We start from the raw sequence: 20887 nt of genomic DNA on the forward strand, positions 1-20887 counted from the left end.
CCTGAAGACAGCGGGATTTTTTAATGAAAAACATTATATGTATTAACATCCATTAAGCGGGCTATATACCGTACCTAGAACGAAAAAAATAATAGCAGGTGACAAAAATGGCTAGATTCCCAGAAGCAGAAGAAAGGATACTGAACAAAAAGATCTGCATGAAATGCAATGCCAGAAACGCAGTAAGGGCAACCCGCTGCAGAAAATGTGGCTACGAAGGCCTTCGCGTAAAATCCAAGGAATCCAAGGGAGCATGATCCTTTTTGCAGGTGGAAGCTCACCTTCAGAAAGTTATTGACAAAGACGGAAAAGTTCATCTTACCCTTATTGACCCGGCGTCCCAGACACCGGAACAGGCAGCAGCTATCGCCCTTGCTGCAGTGGAAGGGGGAAGCGATGCTATCATGATAGGAGGCTCTACGGGAGCTTCCGGGACTCTTCTGGATGAAACCGTCATAAGGATTAAGGAAAAGGTAGATGTACCTACCATCCTTTTCCCGGGCAGTTCAGCCGGGCTTAGTAGCTATGCTGACGCAGTGTTTTTCATGAGCCTGTTGAACTCCAGGGATGCCAGTTATATCATCACAAACCAGGTACTTGGAGCTCCACTCGTGTACAGGAGTGGAATCGAGCCAATATCCATGGCTTACCTCGTGGTCGAACCGGGGGGAACCGTGGGCTGGGTAGGGGATGCAAAACTGATCCCCAAACAGAAACCGGAAATTGCCGTTGCCTACGCCCTTACAGGCAAATACCTTGGCATGCACTATACCTACCTTGAAGCCGGATCAGGAGCTCACACGCCCGTTGACCCGAAAATGATAGGGGCTGTCAAGAAAGTGCTCGGAGACAACAAGCTGATCGTAGGAGGCGGAATCCGGGACGGGGAAACCGCAAAACTCTGCGTCGCCGCAGGTGCGGACATGATCGTAACGGGCACGATTGTCGAGGAAGTAGAAGACGTTACGGCAAAGGTTGCCGAAATAGTGGCCGCCATAAAAGAATGAAACCATAAAAAGAATTCCTGAAAAAATAATTTCAGGATATTCTGTATGTTTTTAAAGATTCTGAGAGAAATTCATTAAATTACAGTTCTTTTTACCATTTATTTTTTTTTAAAACCCTGTTTTTTCGAGAGCTTAAGCTATTTAATCCTCTAAAAGCCTTCTTTTTACCCGAGCGATTACAGGAAGTAATTTGAAAGGAAAAAACTCCACCGGATAACTTAGTAAAGTTGTTATACCCGGGATAATATGATTTTGTACCAGGACATACAAGGTTAAAACAGAGGATATTTGGTTTACACCGGGACAGGCCTGATTCAAACATAATATATGTTGATATTGCAGTACCGATTAGGAATACAAAATACCCTGAGAATAAGAGATTATGGAACAATATTTCCAGAGAACGCCAGCCTGTACCGGGAAAATGAACAAAAAGGGAAATGAACAAAACCGGAGGCAAAAAATGGACGTAAGGGAAGAGGTCCATGAACAGATCCTTGAAATACTCAAAGATGCAAAGTTTCCCATAAACACGCTGGATGAATTGATTGCTGCTCTACCCGAGGGGCTTGACACCACATGCAGAATAGGAGATGTTGAAGTTACTGCAGCAGAGGCAAGAAGTCTGATTACTGAAAAGGACTTCCCGTTCAAAGATGCAAAAAATGTGGCAGACTTAATGGTTGAAAGAGCAGGATTGTAAACTTATATCATTTTTATATGGATATAGAGAGTTTGTCCAGAAAAAACCCAACCAGCAATACTTTTCATTTTCCTGATTATTTTATTGAAGCTTGCAGGATAAGTTGTTGCTTCATCAGTTGTTGCCGGAGAGGAAGTTTTCAACGCCCTGGTAACAAGCCATTCCTTGTACCCAAAATTTTTATTTCCTAAACTATTTTTATACTTGAAAACAATCCTGAGGATTAACAAAACAATCCTGATGCTCATATTTCCAAAGCATACCCGAGCAGGATACAGTTTGCAGGCAGGCGATTATAATAAATAGTTTTAAAGGTAATACTGGTTTCCTATTTTATTAAATCAGCAAAAACCATATCCGGACAGTGCCGGGGTTTATAAGATACCCGGGCAGCCGCCGATAACACTATCGAATATCACAGGGTATTCGAATATCACAGGATATTATACAGGATTATAGTCCTCATAGTAAAATAAACACTTCCGAAATAAGCAAGATGCATTTAATTGGCGTTTAAAAGTGTGATTAATTCGTGAGTATACCATAATCATCGAACATCACCCGGATAGACCCAAGAAACATTCAAAAGGTGAATAACATGCTCAAAATCTCCAATCTGGTAAAGGATTATGAGGTCAATTCCGAAACCATCAGGGTGCTGGACAATATCGACCTTACGGTACAGGACGGGGAAATTCTCGGGATTACAGGTCGAAGCGGGAGCGGGAAATCAACGCTTCTGAGAATCATCAGAGGGGTCGAACCCTTCCAGGAAGGCAACGTGGAAGTGGATGGGGAAACAGTTACCCCTGATTCGGGGAAGGAAGGGGAAAAGTTCCTGAAAAGGGTAACAGCAATTCATCTCCAGCGGAACTTCGGACTCTGGAACGGCCCCTGCATTGAGAATGTGATAAGGAAACTCTATTACCTGAAAGTTGGCCATGAAGCGCTCCCGGCCACTGATGCCCCTGAATACGACGATCTTTATGCAGAAGCGATGGAGTACATGAAAATCGTGGGGCTCGAGCAAAAAGCCCTCCATTCCACCAACCTCTTAAGCGGAGGAGAAAAGCAGAGAGTCGTCATGGCCAGGCAGCTTGCCGCAAAGCCCCGGGTCCTCCTCCTGGATGAACCCGTAACAATGACCGGGCCGGACACAAAACAGGAAATCCTCGACGTAATAAAGAGCCTTAGGGAGAAGCTTGACATTGCAATTATCGTGGTCTCCCACCTTCCGGAAATCCATGCCTACCTTGCCGACAGGCTGATCTTCCTGGAAAACGGGAAGATTGCAGCAGACGGAGAACCCACCACCGTGCTCAAAAACTTCCGGAAAGATATGAAGCCCAGTGAAGAACCTGCAGCCCTCACATCCCGGGAAGCCTGCATCCGGGCAAAGGACATCTCCAAACGCTACTCCCTGATCCGGATGGGAGAAGTCCTGAACATCAAAGACTTTTCCCTTGACGTCAACAGAGGAGAAATCTTAGCCTTTATAGGTTCTTCAGGAGCCGGAAAAACAACCCTCATAAAGCTCATTGAAGGGCTGGTCAAACCGAAGGGTGGGACAGTCGAGTACAAATGCAACGGGGAATGGGTTGACGTTATTAATTACAGCAAGAAGCGCATGGAACTCCGCAGGATAATGAGCATCATGAACCAGGAGTTTTCAATGTCCCCGCACTCCACGGTCAGGGAGCAGATCCGCTTCAGGCTCAGCATGAAAAGGATAGGAGCTATCGAGTACGCCAGGAAAAAAGCCCAGGAAATGGGGATGTCGGATGAGACGCTGGACAATATATACAGGCTGCCCGATATGTCGATGGAAGAAAGAGACGCCTTCTTAAGAGAAATGAACCTTCCGGAAACGATTTACTCCGAACTTTTCCCCTATATCCCCGTAACGGACGTGGACACATACGCAAAACCGGTCTTTGAAGCCCTGGACCTGCCAACAGAAGTCCTGGACAAGACCCCCTACCAGATCAGCGGAGGAGAACACGTAAGGGCTTTTATCGCCCTCAGCCTTGCAACCTCCCCCGAATACCTGCTTCTTGACGAGCCCTTCGGGGACCTTGACCCTGTAACCCTGAGGGACGTCACCAATTCCCTGAAAAAGATCAATGAAGTTTTCGGGACCACAATAGTCCTTGTGAGCCACCACATGGACTTCGTCCGGGAAGTCGCCCACAGGGCCGTGCTGATAGAAAACGGGGCACTGGTAATGGACGGGGAACCTGCAGAAGTCTGCCAGGAACTGATCAACAGGAGCAACGCCCCCTACATGGAACACAACCTTGAAGACCTTGTCGAAGGCAAATAAAAGAAGAGAAACAAAAGGTTTTGCCTTCCGCAAAAACCTTTTTTCTTTTTTAAACCTTTTTTACTTATTAAAGATAGTCACCCACGGTCTAAAGATATTCACCCGCCGTCGGACTATTTTTTAATCAACTAAACCATTTTTCATTTCGAAAAGATTTTAAGCCTCTTCCGATCCTTTTTTCCCTTTATTCTCAATCATACGGTCCATTTCTTCGTTCCCGAATTTTATATAAAGATAATCAGGGACGATTGGTTTTTCAAGTTTCTCCCGCAGTTCGTCGGAAATTTCCTGATTCTCCACAATAGACCGGCCCGCTTCGCGCAGGAGTTTTTTGTACTTTGAGACGAGGGGTTTTACGAGGAGATTTTTGACTTTCAAGACTTCCCCCTCCCCTCTATAGATTTCACCAATTACTTCAGTGTGGAGAGTCCTCGCAAACCGCCTGAAAAAGAGGCTCACAACCTGGAAATTGCTAAGTCCGGGAAGCCCGGAGTTTGAAAGCACGACGATTTTGGGATACTTTTCAAAGCGTTTACCGTGCCTGTACCCCCCCTCCCCATCCTCCTCGAAGTGGGGCAAAAGAATAGGAAGCAGCCGATCGATAAAAGATTTCATAAGTGCCGGGATATTATCAAAGTAGACCGGAAATGCGAACACCACAACGTCAGATGCCATAAAGCCCGGGATCAGGAACTCCATGTCATCATGGAGCGTGCATTTTCCGGAAGTTTTGAGCCAGCAGTCAAAGTCCCCCTTGCAGTACAGGATATTTTTTTCGGCAAGGATGACGTTTTCGGTCTCTGCCCCTGCCTCTTCTGCCCCTTTCAAAAACTCCTCCACCATAAGAAGGGTATTGCCTTCCCTGCCCTTATGGCTCCCGCTGAATGCTGTAATTTTCATGTGATCACTCCCCTTTTTCTCCCCCAGGCAAACAAAACTATGTGAACTGAAGAGTTGCCTGTAAAATCCTTTATTATATTCAATGCCCCAAATTCTTTCACCAATCTCAGTGAAAGTTTAACCACAGAAAGCACTGAAAACACGGAATAAAGAAGATTTGGGCACAATCCTTCCGGGCTTTCCGTGTCTTCCGTGGTTATAAATTAAATGTAAATATTTACTTTCGGGACTATAGTAAATACTTAGCCAATGATTAAGCAATATTTATTCCCGTTACTCATCTTTTTTTACGGCATCCCCATTTCCACTGAAGTTCTTTCCTATCGACCAGGCTTTGCCCAGGTGGCCGCCTATTCCCCAGTAGTTGTTGTCGTACATCGAAAAAACCATGGGTTCGATCTTTTCAATATCAGGGATTCCGTTGCAGAGGTAACATGCCTCGGCGTAGCTTTCAACGACCTCTCCGATGAAAACCTCGTTTGTCCCCCCGAAGTCCAGGGTATCCACAAGTTTGCACTCCAGGTTTACGGGACATTCCAGAATCATAGGAGCGTTTTCCAGCTTCCCGTAGAAGGTTTCGAAAAGCCCGGACTTATCCGCTTTTTTCCCGGAAACAATCCCGCAGTAATCCGTAACTTCCACCATGTGCCTGGAAGGGATGTTCACACTAAAACAACGGTTTTCCTTAATTCCCTCGTTTGTATAGTGCATCTTTCCCAGGGTGACCGCAATCATGGGGGGGATTGCCTGTACGACCCCACAAAAAGCGATGGTCAGGTAATTAGGCTTTCCCTTTACATTTGCGCCCACCAGGGTTGTTGGCATCGGGTACAGGAAATTCCTGGCTCCGAGATTCTGTTTCTCCATGCGGTTCATCAGTCCTCCCTCCATCATTATCCAAACTGAAATATTTAGATTGAAATCAAAGTATGAATTGGATTGAAATCAAAGTATGAATTAGATTGAAATCAAAGTATGAATTGGATTGAAATCAAAGTATGAATTAGATTGAAATCAAAGTATGAATTGGATTGAAATCAAAGTATGAATTGGATTGAAATCAGAGTCTGAATTAGATTGAAATCAAAGCCTGAATTAGACTGAAATCGAAGTCTGAAAGTACTTGATTTCTCGAAGGCTAAGCGAAATTAATTCCTATATATTCAATATGCCCACCGGGATCTAATTAGTATTCCGGTTTTGTGTAATATATAATGTAAGATATAATAAAGAAGGATATAAATTTCCAGCAATAATTTTTGAAATACAAAAATGTAACATGGAAAAGGATAAACCAGTAAAGGAGAACAAAAAACTCAGAGCAGCTCTTCGACTTTCAAGAATCCTCAACAGAGATAGCTCGATCATACCGGGAAAAAATATCCGGCTGCTCACTCGTACCTCAAAGCGTCCACAGGGTTCATTTTCGCAGCCTTGTTTGCCGGATACGCCCCAGCGGCAACCCCTACTATAAGGGCCACCCCTAACCCGATCTCCAGTATATAATGCGGATAAAGGAAGGGCAGGTCCAGGAAGTTCGTAACCGCATAAGCGCCTGCCATTCCTACTCCCAGCCCCATAATACCACCTAAAAGGCTCAGGATCATGGCTTCCACGATAAAAAGCAGGAGGACATCGGTGCTTGAATAACCCAGGGCCTTCATAATCCCAATTTCCCGGGTGCGCTCCGTGACAGTAACAAGCATGATATTCATGATCCCGATGGAGCCCACGAGCAGGGAGATAAGGGCAACTGCGACAAGGAAAGCTGCCAGGGAATCAGAGAGCTGGTTGACCTGTTCAAGGACATCGGCCTGGTTGAAGATCGTGTAAGGCTTTGCATCCTCGTCGTCCAGGTCCCTTGAAGAAACCCCGAAGTTCCTTGCCAGGCGCTCGTCCACTTCATCCGAAACTTCTTCCACGTTTTCAAGGCTTCCGGACATGATAAAAAAAGCTCCGAAATCCTCTTCCTCGAGCATCTCGTTGATTGTGGAGACAGGGACAAAGATGCTCACGTCCCGGTCAATCCCCCCTTCGGCGAATGAGGTCTCCGGGCTTTCGATGATGCCCTTTACCTTGAACGTCTGCGTCATAGTCTCCCCTCCTTCAAGGCGGAAGGTAACGTCAATAGAACTCCTGGAAGAGATGTTCCGGTCGAACTTCTCGTACGCCACGTCGGAGCCGATAACCGCTGAAAACTTGTCCTGGTCAGTTATGAAACTGCCTTCTTCCATGATGATGTTGGCCGTATCCTCGTAGTCTTCGGAGACCCCTACAATATTAATATTCTTGGTCTGTGAGAGATAGGTGACCTCTCCAAGTTGCTGTTTTATTGGCGAGACCCCCATCACCCCAGGAGTTTTATCAATAATTTCCAGTTCGTCCGTATAGAAGAGGTTAGGTTCCTGGCTGAAAACGATTATAAAATTGGAACCCAGAGCATTGATTTCTTCTTTGAAAAAGAGGTTGAAACTCGCTCCCAGGGAGACGTTTGCAACTACTGCCGCAATCCCTATGATAATGCCCAGGGTCGTCAGACCCGAGCGAAGCTTTGCACTCCCCACACTCCCGAGGGAAATTTTGATAGCTTGCCTGAAATTAAGCACCGTATCCCACCTTAATTCCTGGAAAAGGACTTTAAATGACCTTTTCAAGCCTTAAAATTCCGGAAACGAGCCTGAAAAACAGGTATGAACTTACGGAAAAACAATTCACCGATAAACTACCCCCATCCGGACAGCCGTGTGTCCCCAATACCCCATTGATATGCGCATTATTAAATTGTATTCAGTATTAGATTATATGCCACAACTATATAAGCAGGTTGTACAAACAGATAGAGGCTGAACTGATCAAACAAAAGGCAGTTTTACAAGGGGCAGTTTTACAAGGGAACCGCAAACCCATATTATAAACCCCATTGAAATATCCAATGGCAAAAAGCAGGAAAGGAAAGAAAAGGAAAGGAAAGGAAAGGAAAGAACCAGAAAACCCGATCACTCCCCAAACGTTGTAAATTGCCACATTTCTTATATATGTTTGAGATATATCATATGAAGAATGTAGTTATAGATGTTCTGCATATTTGGATGTTCTGCGCATTTGGATGTTCTGCGCATTAAAACAAAATAAATATACTATGTATTGAGACAAAAGAAAGAAAAAATCGTACTCAATGCAGGCTTTGCAAAAAAGCCATTATCAACCCTTATCAAATCCATATTTTGCTTATTAAGAAGATTAACCTCAAATATCCGGAGGGGGAAGAATTCAGACAAAAAATAAAAACACAGATACCGATTTTTCTCTAACCGTACCATGCAGCCCCCAGACAACCGCATTATATAGCAACCCTGAAGAAGTGGTAGAGTTACTTGCTCTTTATTTTAAAGAGGGGATCGAGAAGGGAGAACGCTGTGTATGGATAAGCCCCGAACCAGGGGAAGCTGAAAACGTAAAAATGGCGCTGGAAAATACGGGAGTGGATTTTGAGCGCTGCCTACGATCAGACCAGCTGGAAATAATACAGGCCAGGGAGTTTAAGGAAAATACAGCTTGGCCTGCCCCCGCAACAGTAGAAATGCTGGAAAAGATATCTGAAAAAACCCTTTCAGAAGGGTTTTCAGGGCTCCGGATAAACCTGGACCTTAAAAAAGCAGAAGGAGCCCTATCATCCGTTTTTGAGAACTGCAGGGAAGCCCTCGAAAAAGGAAACCGGGAAGAAAATATCACGCTTCTTTTAACCTGCCCCCTTGAAGGACTTTCAGCTTCGGAACTTCTTAAGCTGATGGGAAAGCAGGAGGACCTGATAATAAAGCAGGAAGGAAAATGGGAGCATATCGAAAGTGAGAAAACCGTAAAAGAAGACGTTAGCGAACGCAAAAAAATGGAAAAACTCCAGCAGGAGAAAATGTGTTTCCTTCAAAACCTTGTAGACTCCATTCCGGTACCTGTTTATTATAAAGACAGAAATGGGGAATACATCGGCTGCAACCGGGCCTTTGAAGAGTTTATGGGAAAAAGCAAAGAAGAAATCGCTGGAAAGACGGTGTGCGATTTCGCCCCTGTTGAAGTTTCCGAAAAACAGCACCTCAGGGACCTGGAATTAATCCGGACTCGAGGAAAGGAAGTGTTCGAATCAACCGTTGGGTATGCTGACGACACCCTCCATCAAGTGGTTTTCAATAAGGTTGTGTTTGGCGGCCCCTCGGAGGAAGACTCCGTGCTGCTGGGCATCATATGGGATGTCACCGAAAGAAAAGAACTGGAGAAAAGCCTCCTCAAGGCGAAAACAGCAGCTGAAGCTGCCAACAGGGCAAAAAGCGGGTTCATCGCAAACATGAGCCATGAACTGCGGACCCCCCTTAATTCCGTAATAGGGTTTTCGGATCTCCTGCTTGAAGGGGCTTTCGGGACGCTCAATGGGAAGCAGGCCAGATACGTACACAATATCCTGAACAGCGGAAAACACCTGCTGGAAATCATCAACAACCTGCTGGATATCTCAATACTCGAAACCGGGGAGAGTTCCCTTGACTACGAAGAGCTGGACCTTGCACCCTTCATCGAAGAAGTGAGAAACTCCATCCGCCCCCTGGCTTCAAGCAAAAATGTTGCCATTGAGACTGACTTTGACCCTACCCTCGGGAACATCCGGGCTGACCGGGCAAAATTAAAACAGGTCCTCTACAACCTCCTGAGTAACGCCATAAAATTTACACCCAGAGGGGGAAAAGTCAGCGTAGACACACGTAAAAAGGACGGAGTTGCAGAGATCAGGGTCACTGACAACGGCATAGGCATCCCCTTAGAAAGCCACAGGAAAATATTCCAGCCTTTTGTACAGGGAGATTCTTCCGCCGCAAAAGAATACAAAGGGGTTGGTCTCGGGCTTTATATTGTTAAAAATTTTGTAGAACTTCATGGAGGCGAAGTAGGGGTGAACTCAGAGCCCGGAAAAGGAAGCACTTTCACCTTTACGCTTCCCCTGGAGCGGAGAGTGGCGAGCAGCTGAAGCCATATCCGAGGGAATCCACATTCAAAAAACGGTTAGGGCAACAGCCCAGACCGGAAATATTCATTCATAACGTAGAGCTTCCACAGGGTTCATTTTTGCCGCTTTCCTGGCGGGATAAACTCCCGCCACCACTCCGACCATAACCGAGACAAAGAACCCGATCTGGATCAAAGTGAAAGGGAAAACCGTGGGAAGCTTGAGGGCAGTTTCCAGGGCAAAAGCCCCGAGTCCCCCGACCAGGGTTCCAAGGATGCCCCCGAAAAGGCTGACCAGAACGGATTCCAGGAGAAAGAGGGAAAGGATTCCGGAATTGGTATAGCCAAGGGACTTCAGGATCCCGATTTCCCGGGTGCGTTCCGTTACCGTAACCAGCATGATGTTCATAATTCCGATGGAGCCAACGATAAGGGAGATCAGCGCCACTGCAAGCAGGAAAGAGCCCAGGGCGTCCCCTATCTGGCCGGTCTGCTCTAGAATTTCGGCCTGGTCAACAATCCCATAAGGTTTTGAATCCTCATCTTCAAGGTCCCGTTTGGGGATCCCGAAGTTCCGGGCCAGCCGGTCGTCCACATCATCAGAGATATCCCCGACATTTTCCAGGCTGTTTGCCATGGCAAAGAAAGCCCCGTAGTCCTTTTCCCCGAGCATTTCGTTCATGGTCGAGACCGGGATAAAAATCATTGTGTCCGTATCCCCGTTCCCACCGATTACGGTTTCCTTCGATTCCTGAAGAATCCCCTTCACCTTGAACGTTTTAATTACAACGCTCCCGTCTTCAAGCCTGAAAGCAATGTCTACGGTGCTCCTGTGGGATATTTTCCTCTCAAACTCCTCATTTGCCATATCATAGCCAAGAACCACGGCATAGCTGTCCTTGTCGGAGAGGAAGCTTCCTTCGTCCAGCTCCAGGCTCTGGATTTCCTGGAAATCTTCGCTGACCCCTGCAATGTTTACATTTTTGGTTTCGGAAAGATAACTGAGTTCCCCACTCATCCATTTGCGGGGAGAAACCCCGGTGATCCCGGGCGTGTTTTTGATAAGTTCATATTCGTTATCAAAAAAGAGGTTGGGCTGCTTGCTGTATGCGATTACGAAATTCGAGCCTACGGAGGCGACTTCGTCTTCGAAAAACTGGTTGAAACTGGCCCCGAGGGATGCGTTAGTTATCACCGCCGCAACCCCGATCACGATTCCCAGAGTGGTAAGGGCAGAGCGCAACTTGGCACTGCCTATACTGCTCGCAGCAATCCTCAGGGCCTGTTTAAACTGTACCATAATTAAGACCTCCTGGCAAAGCTGTCTTCCAGGCAGAGATTAACATTCATGACCTGTTTTTTTACCGGGTACGTTCCTGCCCTGCTCATTCCTTGCTCTGCTTTTTCTTCCTGTAGACCAGTACGCCCGCTGCAACCAGGGCTACAAGCACCACGGCTCCTATTATGGATTGCGAGCTACTGCCCGTATTTTCCGTGGCAAACCTGAGCTGAAGGTTGCTTACATCGTTTTCATGCAGGTTGACCCCGTTGCTGTAACTTGCTATGAGAGTCAGGTTTACAGGCTCCGACCCATCAGGAGCCAGACCTTCCAGACCTCCCGAATCTTCCACCACGGCATCGAACTCGATTGTAAAGAGCTCATCCGGGTCCATGGGTCCTATGAAATATTCGGCAGGGTAGAACTCAACTCCCTCAGCCGTGGGCTTTATACTTACGGAACTGAACTCGTTGGGATGGGTGTTTGCCACATCAAACTCAAGGGTTGCCTCCCCGTTCACCAGCTTGAGGGGCTTGGAAGGGATCACTCTCACATTTGAAGAATCAACTTCCAGGGGAATATTCTTCCGGCTGTTGTAGTCAAAAGAATTGCCCTCGATTACGAGTACTAGGTTGTGAGTTCCGTCCCTGACATCTTCACCGACCTCTACATTGAAGGTCAGGTCGATGCTATCCCCGGGACCGAGCAGGCCCATCTCCTCATAAGGACCATTGGAAACGGTTACTTCGTCATTCAAAGTCACCAGGACTGCTGACTGGATCCGGGCATTGGTATCGAAATCTTCTTCGCCGATGGTAACAGTGGGCGTTGTTGCCCTGTTAATGAGAGTAACAGTTACGGTACCCCGGTCCCCCGGCATAAAAACCTCGGGGTCAAAGACGATTGTCTCGAGTTCCACAGTGCCTTTGCTGTCAAAGGTTTCGGTACCTACCCTGATATCAAAAGTCTCTTCACTCCACGGGCTATCCTTATCGATTCTCGTCCGGATGTCTATAGAGCGGGTACCCTTCTGGGCATTCTTATCCACAAAAAGGTGAAACTCCTTTGTAGCAACTTTTTCAGGAGCAAGGCCCCCGATATTTTGAACCGCGTTTAGAGGGGAATCCAGAGAGAAGGGATATTCCGGGACCACCTGTATGGAAGCGTCGTCCGCCCGGTCCCTCCCTACATTTTCCACCTGCACGGTCAGGTCCACGTACTGCCCTATCTGGGCAGGATAGGGACTGATTTCAATAATCGTAACCTTTAAATTTGCACTCCCGACACTGGCAGAAGCCGGAACCGCAAAAACCGAGGCTATTAAAAGCAAAGACAACACAAGAGGAATGGTTCGGTTTTTCATTTTTGTCACTTTCTCCACCCTGATTGGCCAAAATGGCAACTAATTAATCTGATTCTGAATTAATCTGATTCTGAATTAATCTGATTCTGAATTAATCTGATTCTGAATTAATCTGATTCTGAATTAATCTGATTCTGAATTAATCTGATTCTGAATTAATCTGATTCTGAATTAATCTGATTCTGAATTAATCTGATTCTGAATTAATCTGATTCTGAATTAATCTGATTCTGAATTAATCTGATTCTGAATTAATCTGATTACGAATTATCCTGACTCTGAATTATTCCGTCTTTTACGAGCACTACCCGGTCCGCATATTTTGCGATATCCGGATCGTGGGTAATCATAACAATAGTACGACCTTCTTCGTTAAGTTTTGAAAACATGTTAAGGATTTCACAGCCGGTTTTAGAATCCAGGTTCCCGGTGGGTTCATCCGCAAGGAGGATGGCCGGGTCGTTGATAAGAGAGCGGGCAATTGCAACCCTCTGGGACTGACCTCCGGAAAGCTCACCTGGTTTATGGTGCATGCGGTCCTCGAGTCCCACCATTTTCAGGAGATCTTTTGCCTTTTTGTGGGTATCAACCCCTTCCCTTGCATTTGCGTAGGTAGGCAGTTCAACATTTTCAAGGGCATTAAGCCGCGGGATAAGGTTAAAAGTCTGGAAAATAAAACCGACCTCCAGCCCCCTGAGCCTTGCGATCTCCTTGTCCGAGAGTTTATTGATGTCTTTGCCTTTTATGATGATTCTTCCCTCTGTAGGTCTGTCAAGGAAACCGATCAGGTTCATGAGAGTGCTCTTCCCTGAACCTGAGGGTCCCATGATTGCAAGGAACTCCCCCTCCCGGACTGTCAGGTTGATATCGTGAAGGATAAGGACTTCCATATCTCCAAGGGTATAGCTCTTTTTGACATTGATAACCTCGATGATGGGATCACCTTTCGGGGCTGAACCAGGAGCACGCTTTTCGGAACGTTTCACCTCACATACGAAGGGCTCTTTATCCGTTGATTCCTTATCAGGCGTTGATTCCTTATCAGGCATCAAACTCCGGTCTTCAGAGGAAAGAGAATCCTCTTCAGACCCTGAAGCCCCTTTTCTGGACTCAGAAACGGATTTCACGACCCCGGGTTCTTCATCGGATTTTTTATCTTCCATATACACTCCACTGTTTTTCATATCTTGAAATCAATTGTACCGTCGGGCAAATTCACCCTATTAATATTATCATTGTTCTGACTTTTATGCTTTGAGCCTCATGACGCAGGGCAACTTTTCAATATCCTGAGTACCGAAGAAGGGTCGGCTTTTTTTCCGGGGACCAGCACGATAAGCTGATCCACTGCGGCATACACTTTTATTTTCCTCCCTTTCCGGCTCCACTTTACCTGCTGGACACTGATCAGGCCCGATTCCTTCAGGGCATCAAGGTTGTATTTCAGGGTATTAAGCCGTATATCCAGAGCTTCCGAAAGGTCCCCTGCAGACATGCTTTTTTTGCCAAGAGTTTCAAGGATTTTAAGGGAAGTTTCATTGGAAAGAGCCCTTGCAAGCTTTCTGGAACCCCCGGAAAGTGGGAGGACCAGCAATTTCCCCTGTTTTTCAAAGGAAGCAACCCTGGTGTTCGGATTCTGTTCTGGCATTTTTACCCCTCATAGGTATAAAAGCAGCCGGGACCCATAGAAAACTCAGGTTTCCCGGCTGAGCTTTTCAAGTTTCTCGAGCATTTCCTCAAGCGCGGAATCAAGCTTGAGCATATCCCGATGGTAGCGCCTGAGGATCTCAAGTTTCTCCTGCTGCTTTTCGCTCAACTCTTCCTTTTCAAAGCGTTCTATCATACGAGGAATTTCAACAGCCGCAGGCTGGGTTTCATTAGCCCTTGCCCTTAGCAGCTGCCCCAGAGCAATTTTCAGGATATCTTTGTCGGTATGAACATAGACCTTCCTGGTGCCCGGCTTTGTACTTCGGGCAATTAAGCCTGAAGGCTCAAGCTGCCGGATCTTATTGCTCACCGAAGCAAGGGAGTAACCGGTTTCTTCAGCGAGCTCACTCATAGCCAGCTCCCCGGGTTCGATAAAAGCCCGCGCGAAGATGGTGGCCATCAGACTGTCCATCCCATAGGCTTTGCCGACGTTCTGATAGAAAGCAATGAATTCTCTGTCAATTTCATCCATGAAAGGTCATTCAGTCCCATTTACTATATTTAGTATTTAGTAAAAGTACAATAAATACTGAAATATTTAAAACTTGCGCCGGCCGAAAAAAAATAAGAAAAACTGATAGAAACAGCCTAATTGGCCGAGTCTAGTTGCCCACTCTAGTTGCGCCAGCCGAGTTGCGGCTCGGCATCAGAAAAATCTATGATTATTCTTTTAGTTGCGATGAAATCGCAACAGTACGCGGTCCGTTTCGCTCGCTGTGCTCACTCAAGCGGACTAAGGAATGGCAACAGATGTACATTAGATAAAAGTTAGAAATTTTCACTGGCAATATATCAGACTTCTTGCTTTTAACCACCGGTTTTCTGAAGAGGGGAGAAGGAAAAAGGTAGAGATTTCCAGGTGGAAGTGGGAAATTCCCTGTTCAGATTCCTTATTCATCCCCCTTTCCAGAACATCTTTTCATAATTCCTTATTCTATGCCTCAAGGTATCTTTATTCATATCTCAGGGCATCTACGGGATTCATGTTTGCAGCTTTTCGGGCAGGGTAGAAGCCTGCGAGTATTCCGACGAGGACCGAGACCAGCACTCCGATTTCAATAAGTGTGAGAGGGAAGACGGGAGGGAGTTTGAGGAAATTTTCAAGGGCGTAAGCCCCTAAGCCGCCGATAGCGGTGCCCACGATTCCCCCTAAGAAACTTACCATCACGGATTCAAGCAAAAAAAGAGAAAGGATGTTGGAACGGCTGTAACCGATTGACTTCATGATCCCGATTTCCCGGGTGCGTTCCGTGACGGTAACGAGCATAATGTTCATGATCCCGATGGAGCCGACGAAAAGGGAAATCAAAGCCAGGACCAGCAGGAAAGAACTGAGTGCATTTCCCAGTTCTTCGGTTTGTTCAAGGATATCAGCCTGGTTAAAGATTTCGTAGGGCTTTACATCTTCCTTTTCAAGGTCTCTGTCCGGAATTCCGAAATTCCGGGCCAGCCTTTCATCAACTTCATCCGAGATTTGACGAACATTTTCAGGACTGTTTGCCATGGCAAAGAAAGCCCCATAATCTTGTTCTCCCGCCAGCTCGTTCATGGAAGAAACCGGGATGAAAACCAGCAGATCAGTACTGCCATCTCCTCCGACAATGGTTTCTTTTGAATCCTGCAAGATCCCTTTCACTTTAAAATCCTTTTTCATAAGAGTGCCGTCTTCCTGTCGAAAAGCGATTTCCACCGTGCTCCTGTGGGAAATTTTCCTGCCAAACTCCTCATTTGCCATGTCATACCCGAGCACCGCCGCATAACTGTCCTTATCAGTCAGGAAACTGCCCTCTTCCATCTGAAGGTCCTGGATCTCCCGAAATTCCTCCTCGACTCCTACGATATCCACGTTTTTTGTCTCGGAAAGGTAATTGAGTTCTCCAGACATCATTTTTCTAGGCGAAATCCCGGTAATTCCGGGAGTGTTTTCGATTATTTCAAGTTCATTATCATAGAACAGGTTAGGCTGCTTGCTATATGCAATTATGAAATTCGAGCCTACGGATGAAACCTCATCAGCAAAAAACTGATTAAAACTGGCACCCAGAGATGCATTAATAACAACTGCAGCTACCCCTATCACTATCCCGAGGGTTGTAAGGGCAGACCGAAGCTTAGAACTGCCTATACTCCCCAGAGCAATCCGGGCTGCCTGTGCGAATTTGATCATATTTTCCCCCAAATAAATATGACACCCAGCCAACTTTCAGCTTCCGTTAACGATCAACTTCTGTCAACATTCAACCCGCATCATTGCTTTTTTCTTCTGTAAAAAAGAAGAACTGCGGGAACAAAGAGGGCAACAACCCCACCCGCAACAGCTGCCCCGGAGTCAAATTCAAGAGAGTCCGATTCAGGAGAAAACGTTGAAAGTTCCAGATTTCCGGCAATATTTTCATGCCTGTTAATCCCGTTGTTATAACTTGCAGTAAGGGACATATTTATTGGCTCCCTGTCACCCCCAGATCCACCCACAGAATTTCCATAAGTAGCATCGAACTCGATTGTGAAGAGCTCATCCGGGTCCATGGGACCTATGAAATACTCGGCCGGGTAGAACTCAACTCCCTCGGCTTCGGGTTTGATGCTCACGGAACTGAACTCATTGGGATGGGTATTTGCCACATCAAACTCAAGGATTGCCTTCCCATCAACCATTTCCAGGGGTTTTGAAGGGATAACTCTTACATTGGAAGAGTCTACTTCGAGGGGAACATTCTTCCGGCTGCTGTAGTCAAAGGAATTCCCCTCGATGGCAAGTACGAGGTTGTGAGTCCCGCCCCCGACGTCTTCACCGACCTCCACATTGAAAGTAAGGTCAATGCTGTCCCCGGGACCGAGCAGACCCATCTCAACGTAAGGGGCACTGGAAACCGTTATGCCGTCGGTTGAAGTCTCAAGGACTGCAGACTGGATCCGGGCATTAGTATCGAAATCTTCCCCACCTATAGTAACTGTAGGCGTTGTTGCAGTATTACAGAGGGTCATGGTGACAGTCCCCCGGTCTCCGGGCATGAAGACCTCAGGCTCCGAGACAATCTCTTTGAGTTCCACGGTACCTTTGCTATCAAAAGTTTCGGTACCGATCCTGATATCAAAAGTCTCCTCACTCCACGGGCTATTCCCGGAGGGCCTGCTGTAGATGTCGATAGAACGAGTCCCTTTCCTGGCACCCTTGTCCACAAAAAGGTAGACTTCCTTTGTAGCGGTCCTTCCAGGGCCAAGAGCCCCTACGTTCTGCACTGCGTCTGCAGAAGAGTCAAGGGAAAAAGGATACTCAGGCACAACTCTGACATCAATATTTTCAGCTTTATCCCCTCCTACATTTTCCACCTGGACTGTGAGAGTCAGGTACTGCCCTATCTTTGCAGGATAGGGGCTGGTCTCGATTATCGTGACTTTCAGGTTTGCATTCCCCACACTGGCAGAAGCCGGGAATGCTAAAACCAGAGTAACCAAAAGAAAAGAAAAAGCAACTGCAACAACATGGCTTCGTATTAATTTCATATTCCCCACCTTAATTATGTTTAATTACCCCATCTTTTACCAGAATTATTCGGTCTGCATAATTCGCAATTTCCGGGTCATGAGTGACCATCACTATGGACCTGCCCTCCTTATTGATCTCTGCAAACATCCCCAGGATCTCATCCCCGGTCCTTGAATCCAGATTTCCCGTGGGCTCATCCGCAAGGAGAAGAGCCGGGTCATTGATAAGGGCTCTCGCAATTGAAACCCTCTGGGACTGGCCACCGGAAAGCTCCCCGGGTTTATGGTGCATGCGGTCTTCCAGCCCCACCTGTTTAAGAAGTTCCGTTGCACGGATTCGAGAATCAATCCGCTCCCTGGAATTGGCATAAGTGGGGAGCAGTACGTTCTCCAGAGCAGTCAGACGCGGGACAAGATTGAATGTCTGGAAAACAAAACCGATCTCAAGCCCCCTGAGCCGGGCCAGTTCTTCATCGGGCATTTTATGGATGTCCCGCCCCCTGATCAGGACCTGTCCCTCGGTAGGCCGGTCAAGACAACCGATAAGGTTCACAAGAGTACTCTTTCCGGAACCCGAAGGCCCCATAATAGCCAGGAATTCCCCCTCGTTGATTTTGAGGTTGATATCCGAGAGAACCGGAACTTCCGCACCCCCAAGAACATAGCTTTTCCTGACATTAGTCACTTCAACAAGCGGAGGCTCCCCCACAGGCAAACCAGTTGTGTTTCTACTTACAGTCCCCCCCCCAAAACATTTGACATGCAATTATTAGAAAAAGTCACATGCGTGACATCGATTGCTTTTAGGCTTTATGTACTAAAATACATTTTAATCTATGCTCTATTATTTTTTCCATTAAGACCGGCACCGTTAAACACCATACAACAAAAAAGCGCTCATAAAGAAGCCGAACAAAGCTTTCGAGAGAAGAAGCCAAACCAGGTTAGTTAACAGGAGAGAATTTTTACAAAAAAGTACAGAAAATCTGGTTAACAGATTTTGCTGTATTAACAGGCCTCTCAAGACACGAAAAAAAATGGTTTCAGGAGACCGGTAAAATCATGTTCAAATTCGATGCGTTTCTCCAGCTGGGATATTGTCTTAATTTTTGAATACCTTAGCTCCAGAAGAAGAATTGCAAAATGGAATCATAGAATTGATTCCATAAAAATATAATGAAAGTTATAGCGATTGTCGTGTTCTTCTTAGGCACTATTTATACCCCCCTTTAAATATTATATAATTCCTGTTTAAATGACGGAATTAACAATACACGGAAACTCAAGCTTACTTTTTTTAATGGAAAGTTTTAGCATTTAAATATTTAATTTGCCAATTAAGAGATAAATTAGCAAATGAAACCAAAGCCCGGATTTCCCCAGTAGATAATATACTATAAATAATATATAAGGATTTGTATTTAAAAAATCCGGAAAAAAATAATAATATAGAACCCTGGAGGAAGTCGATTCTAAGCAGCAGATCTCCTGAACAGGAACAATTACTAACCGATCAGAATATTTGGAAACAAGAAAATTAATAAAATGCCAGAATCGGACATTTTTTAGACAAAATGAAGATTTCAAAGTCGGTTAAAATGTATAAAGAAATGTGTTAACTAAAAAAATCAAACTCAGAAAAAATAATATATAAGATATATATAGAAACTGAATACAAAAATATAATATTCAAGAAGAAAAGATAAAAAAGTAGAACATTAGATTCTTAAAAAGCTTTCATATGATACATCATTATTTATCACATTCTTATTTTGGAAAAATCGATATTAATCGGACCAAAGTTTGTCAAGAAAACGAGATACTTACATCCGGTTAGTATCATAATTTCCCAACGTATTATATAAAAATTCTACTTATAAAGGGGATAATATAAAAACGGTTTATCCAAAAATGAGGTGTAAATGAAGCTATACTTGAAATATTAATGCAGTCATTTGCACAAAAAAACATTACAAATAAATAATTCAGCAAAAAAGCCCTAAAGAGGGCAAATGTCAAAAATATAACAGATAGTTAAAAATTATATAAATAATTGGGGAGGGGGGAATTAAAATGCTGGACTTCGTAATTTTCTACGGAAACATGATCTTCTGCAGCTTTTTCAAGTTCTTTATGTAAGCTAAAGACTCGTTAAAGCAGGAAAGTAGGTACAGAGAGAAGAACGAAACCTCAAAAAGGGGGGAACCAAAATGCTGGATTTCGTGATATTCTACGGAAACGTGATCTTCTACAGCTTTTTCAAGTTCTTTATGTAAGCTAAAGACACTTTAAAGCAGGAAAGAAGGTGCAGAGAGAAGAACGAAACCTCAAAAGGGGGAAAATAAAATGTGGGACTTTGTAATTTTTGCATGTAACTGGATTTGCGACAGTTGCTTCTTCTTCTGCCTTTAAGCAGAGCCACCTGAAGCAGAAAAGAAAGTACAGAGAGAAGAACGAAACCTCAAAAAGGGGGGAACCAAAATGCTGGACTTTGTGATTTTTGCATGTAACTGGATTTGCGACAGCTGCTTCTTCTTCTGCCTTTAAGCAGAAAAGAACAGACAAAACAGAGATAAAGAACAAAAAGAATATTGTCGGAGGAAGCAATGCTGGATTTCTTTATTTATGCATTTAATTTTTTATTAACGATAAGCTTTGAACCAACGTTATCGATAGGCTTACCAATTTAATAAAAAGAAATGCAAAGATAATACTAAATTAAAAATTTTAAAAAACGATTTTATTTTTAATTTTTTGCTTGCTGAAATTGAATCAAGAATTTTTCTTTTATTCTTAACCTGGTGTTGCGTCAATCATCAAGGATTGACAAACTCTGAATAATTGTAACCGATTTTATGCGACATTCTGCCGTTGACGCGGCACTAGTTTTATAAGGAAATTTAAAAACGTTCTATTCAGGGTCTTCCGATTTGATAAAATGTGAACGTCAAAAAGACTTCCTTGAAGCCAATGCGGTAATTCAGGAAAAGGGAGACTGATAGCATTATGATCGATTGTAATGCAAGATGCAAATTTAGGTAAGATATTTTTGGTCACAATTGTTTGCACACATATTCCGAAATAAGGGGAATGCAGGAGAGATATAGAAATTTACAGATATTTAAAA

Annotated in this window: 17 protein-coding genes; 5 read left to right on the top strand and 12 right to left on the bottom strand. The window is 45.0% G+C overall.

The window, feature by feature from the left end; genetic code table 11:
• The first annotated feature begins 107 nt into the window (after positions 1 to 107).
• The 3 genes from ACSAZK_RS07755 (at position 108) to ACSAZK_RS07765 (ending at position 1710) form a co-directional block, all read left to right on the top strand.
• Positions 108 to 257 carry a 50S ribosomal protein L40e gene (locus ACSAZK_RS07755; RefSeq protein WP_440956778.1) on the top strand — a complete coding sequence of 50 codons (150 nt, stop codon included), beginning with the start codon at positions 108 to 110 and terminating at the stop codon, positions 255 to 257.
• A gap of 6 nt (positions 258 to 263) precedes the next feature.
• Positions 264 to 1007 (top strand): geranylgeranylglyceryl/heptaprenylglyceryl phosphate synthase, encoded by a 744-nt coding sequence (locus tag ACSAZK_RS07760; protein ID WP_440956779.1) that lies wholly within the window; start codon positions 264 to 266, stop codon positions 1005 to 1007.
• A 463-nt stretch (positions 1008 to 1470) separates the two neighbouring features.
• Entirely contained in the window at positions 1471 to 1710 is a 240-nt protein-coding gene (locus ACSAZK_RS07765) for an MTH865 family protein (RefSeq protein WP_440956780.1), read from the top strand.
• 2 nt (positions 1711 to 1712) lie between these two features.
• On the opposite strand, the gene ACSAZK_RS07770 is transcribed toward ACSAZK_RS07765, so the two are convergent.
• On the bottom strand, positions 1713 to 1958 hold the full coding sequence (locus ACSAZK_RS07770) for a hypothetical protein (RefSeq protein WP_440956781.1): 246 nt from the start codon (positions 1956 to 1958) through the stop codon (positions 1713 to 1715).
• Positions 1959 to 2308: 350 nt separating this feature from the next.
• Here ACSAZK_RS07770 and ACSAZK_RS07775 point away from each other — a divergent pair, with 350 nt between their 5' ends.
• Positions 2309 to 4033 carry an ABC transporter ATP-binding protein gene (locus ACSAZK_RS07775; RefSeq protein ID WP_440956782.1) on the top strand — a complete coding sequence of 575 codons (1725 nt, stop codon included), beginning with the start codon at positions 2309 to 2311 and terminating at the stop codon, positions 4031 to 4033.
• A gap of 156 nt (positions 4034 to 4189) precedes the next feature.
• On the opposite strand, the gene ACSAZK_RS07780 is transcribed toward ACSAZK_RS07775, so the two are convergent.
• The 3 genes from ACSAZK_RS07780 to ACSAZK_RS07790 form a co-directional block, all read right to left on the bottom strand.
• Entirely contained in the window at positions 4190 to 4933 is a 744-nt protein-coding gene (locus tag ACSAZK_RS07780) for a flavodoxin family protein (RefSeq protein ID WP_440956783.1), read from the bottom strand.
• 273 nt (positions 4934 to 5206) lie between these two features.
• A complete protein-coding gene (locus ACSAZK_RS07785) occupies positions 5207 to 5809 on the bottom strand; it encodes a flavin reductase family protein (protein WP_440956784.1) in 603 nt (200 codons plus the stop codon).
• A 515-nt stretch (positions 5810 to 6324) separates the two neighbouring features.
• Positions 6325 to 7539, bottom strand: a complete 1215-nt coding sequence (locus ACSAZK_RS07790) for an ABC transporter permease (protein ID WP_440956970.1) — start codon at positions 7537 to 7539, stop codon at positions 6325 to 6327.
• A 662-nt stretch (positions 7540 to 8201) separates the two neighbouring features.
• On the opposite strand from ACSAZK_RS07790, the gene ACSAZK_RS07795 reads away from it, so the two are divergent.
• Positions 8202 to 9947 carry an ATP-binding protein gene (locus ACSAZK_RS07795; protein ID WP_440956971.1) on the top strand — a complete coding sequence of 582 codons (1746 nt, stop codon included), beginning with the start codon at positions 8202 to 8204 and terminating at the stop codon, positions 9945 to 9947.
• A 63-nt stretch (positions 9948 to 10010) separates the two neighbouring features.
• On the opposite strand, the gene ACSAZK_RS07800 is transcribed toward ACSAZK_RS07795, so the two are convergent.
• The 8 genes from ACSAZK_RS07800 to ACSAZK_RS07835 all read right to left on the bottom strand — a co-directional run bounded on the left by ACSAZK_RS07800 (position 10011) and on the right by ACSAZK_RS07835 (position 18469).
• The gene (locus ACSAZK_RS07800) at positions 10011 to 11225 is read right to left on the bottom strand and encodes an ABC transporter permease (protein WP_440956785.1); all 1215 of its coding nucleotides are present in this window, start codon (positions 11223 to 11225) and stop codon (positions 10011 to 10013) included.
• Between the two features lie 85 nt (positions 11226 to 11310).
• Positions 11311 to 12567, bottom strand: coding sequence for a COG1361 S-layer family protein (locus ACSAZK_RS07805; protein ID WP_440956786.1), 1257 nt, complete (start codon positions 12565 to 12567; stop codon positions 11311 to 11313).
• A 260-nt stretch (positions 12568 to 12827) separates the two neighbouring features.
• Positions 12828 to 13616, bottom strand: coding sequence for an ABC transporter ATP-binding protein (locus tag ACSAZK_RS07810; protein WP_440956972.1), 789 nt, complete (start codon positions 13614 to 13616; stop codon positions 12828 to 12830).
• Between the two features lie 212 nt (positions 13617 to 13828).
• Positions 13829 to 14215, bottom strand: a complete 387-nt coding sequence (locus tag ACSAZK_RS07815) for an ArsR/SmtB family transcription factor (RefSeq protein ID WP_440956787.1) — start codon at positions 14213 to 14215, stop codon at positions 13829 to 13831.
• Positions 14216 to 14260: 45 nt separating this feature from the next.
• Entirely contained in the window at positions 14261 to 14746 is a 486-nt protein-coding gene (locus ACSAZK_RS07820) for a GbsR/MarR family transcriptional regulator (protein WP_052718249.1), read from the bottom strand.
• 480 nt (positions 14747 to 15226) lie between these two features.
• Positions 15227 to 16441, bottom strand: coding sequence for an ABC transporter permease (locus tag ACSAZK_RS07825; protein WP_440956788.1), 1215 nt, complete (start codon positions 16439 to 16441; stop codon positions 15227 to 15229).
• A gap of 80 nt (positions 16442 to 16521) precedes the next feature.
• Positions 16522 to 17778 carry a COG1361 S-layer family protein gene (locus ACSAZK_RS07830; protein WP_440956789.1) on the bottom strand — a complete coding sequence of 419 codons (1257 nt, stop codon included), beginning with the start codon at positions 17776 to 17778 and terminating at the stop codon, positions 16522 to 16524.
• A gap of 10 nt (positions 17779 to 17788) precedes the next feature.
• On the bottom strand, positions 17789 to 18469 hold the full coding sequence (locus ACSAZK_RS07835; protein WP_440956790.1) for an ABC transporter ATP-binding protein: 681 nt from the start codon (positions 18467 to 18469) through the stop codon (positions 17789 to 17791).
• Between the last annotated feature and the right edge of the window lie 2418 nt (positions 18470 to 20887).

It is taken from the genome of Methanosarcina sediminis (assembly GCF_052056915.1).
Classification (GTDB): Archaea; Halobacteriota; Methanosarcinia; order Methanosarcinales; family Methanosarcinaceae; genus MTP4.

Excerpts from the sequence above, each read along its gene's own strand:
- ACSAZK_RS07755 (WP_440956778.1), top strand. The coding sequence starts at position 108 with ATGGCTAGATTCCCAGAAGCAGAAGAAAGGATACTGAACAAAAAGATC.
- ACSAZK_RS07775 (WP_440956782.1), top strand. The coding sequence starts at position 2,309 with ATGCTCAAAATCTCCAATCTGGTAAAGGATTATGAGGTCAATTCCGAA.
- ACSAZK_RS07785 (WP_440956784.1), bottom strand. The coding sequence starts at position 5,809 with ATGAACCGCATGGAGAAACAGAATCTCGGAGCCAGGAATTTCCTGTAC.
- ACSAZK_RS07800 (WP_440956785.1), bottom strand. The coding sequence starts at position 11,225 with ATGGTACAGTTTAAACAGGCCCTGAGGATTGCTGCGAGCAGTATAGGC.
- ACSAZK_RS07805 (WP_440956786.1), bottom strand. The coding sequence starts at position 12,567 with ATGAAAAACCGAACCATTCCTCTTGTGTTGTCTTTGCTTTTAATAGCC.
- ACSAZK_RS07765 (WP_440956780.1), top strand. The coding sequence starts at position 1,471 with ATGGACGTAAGGGAAGAGGTCCATGAACAGATCCTTGAAATACTCAAA.
- ACSAZK_RS07820 (WP_052718249.1), bottom strand. The coding sequence starts at position 14,746 with ATGGATGAAATTGACAGAGAATTCATTGCTTTCTATCAGAACGTCGGC.
- ACSAZK_RS07815 (WP_440956787.1), bottom strand. The coding sequence starts at position 14,215 with ATGCCAGAACAGAATCCGAACACCAGGGTTGCTTCCTTTGAAAAACAG.
- ACSAZK_RS07780 (WP_440956783.1), bottom strand. The coding sequence starts at position 4,933 with ATGAAAATTACAGCATTCAGCGGGAGCCATAAGGGCAGGGAAGGCAAT.
- ACSAZK_RS07770 (WP_440956781.1), bottom strand. The coding sequence starts at position 1,958 with ATGAGCATCAGGATTGTTTTGTTAATCCTCAGGATTGTTTTCAAGTAT.
- ACSAZK_RS07830 (WP_440956789.1), bottom strand. The coding sequence starts at position 17,778 with ATGAAATTAATACGAAGCCATGTTGTTGCAGTTGCTTTTTCTTTTCTT.
- ACSAZK_RS07810 (WP_440956972.1), bottom strand. The coding sequence starts at position 13,616 with ATGCCTGATAAGGAATCAACGCCTGATAAGGAATCAACGGATAAAGAG.
- ACSAZK_RS07825 (WP_440956788.1), bottom strand. The coding sequence starts at position 16,441 with ATGATCAAATTCGCACAGGCAGCCCGGATTGCTCTGGGGAGTATAGGC.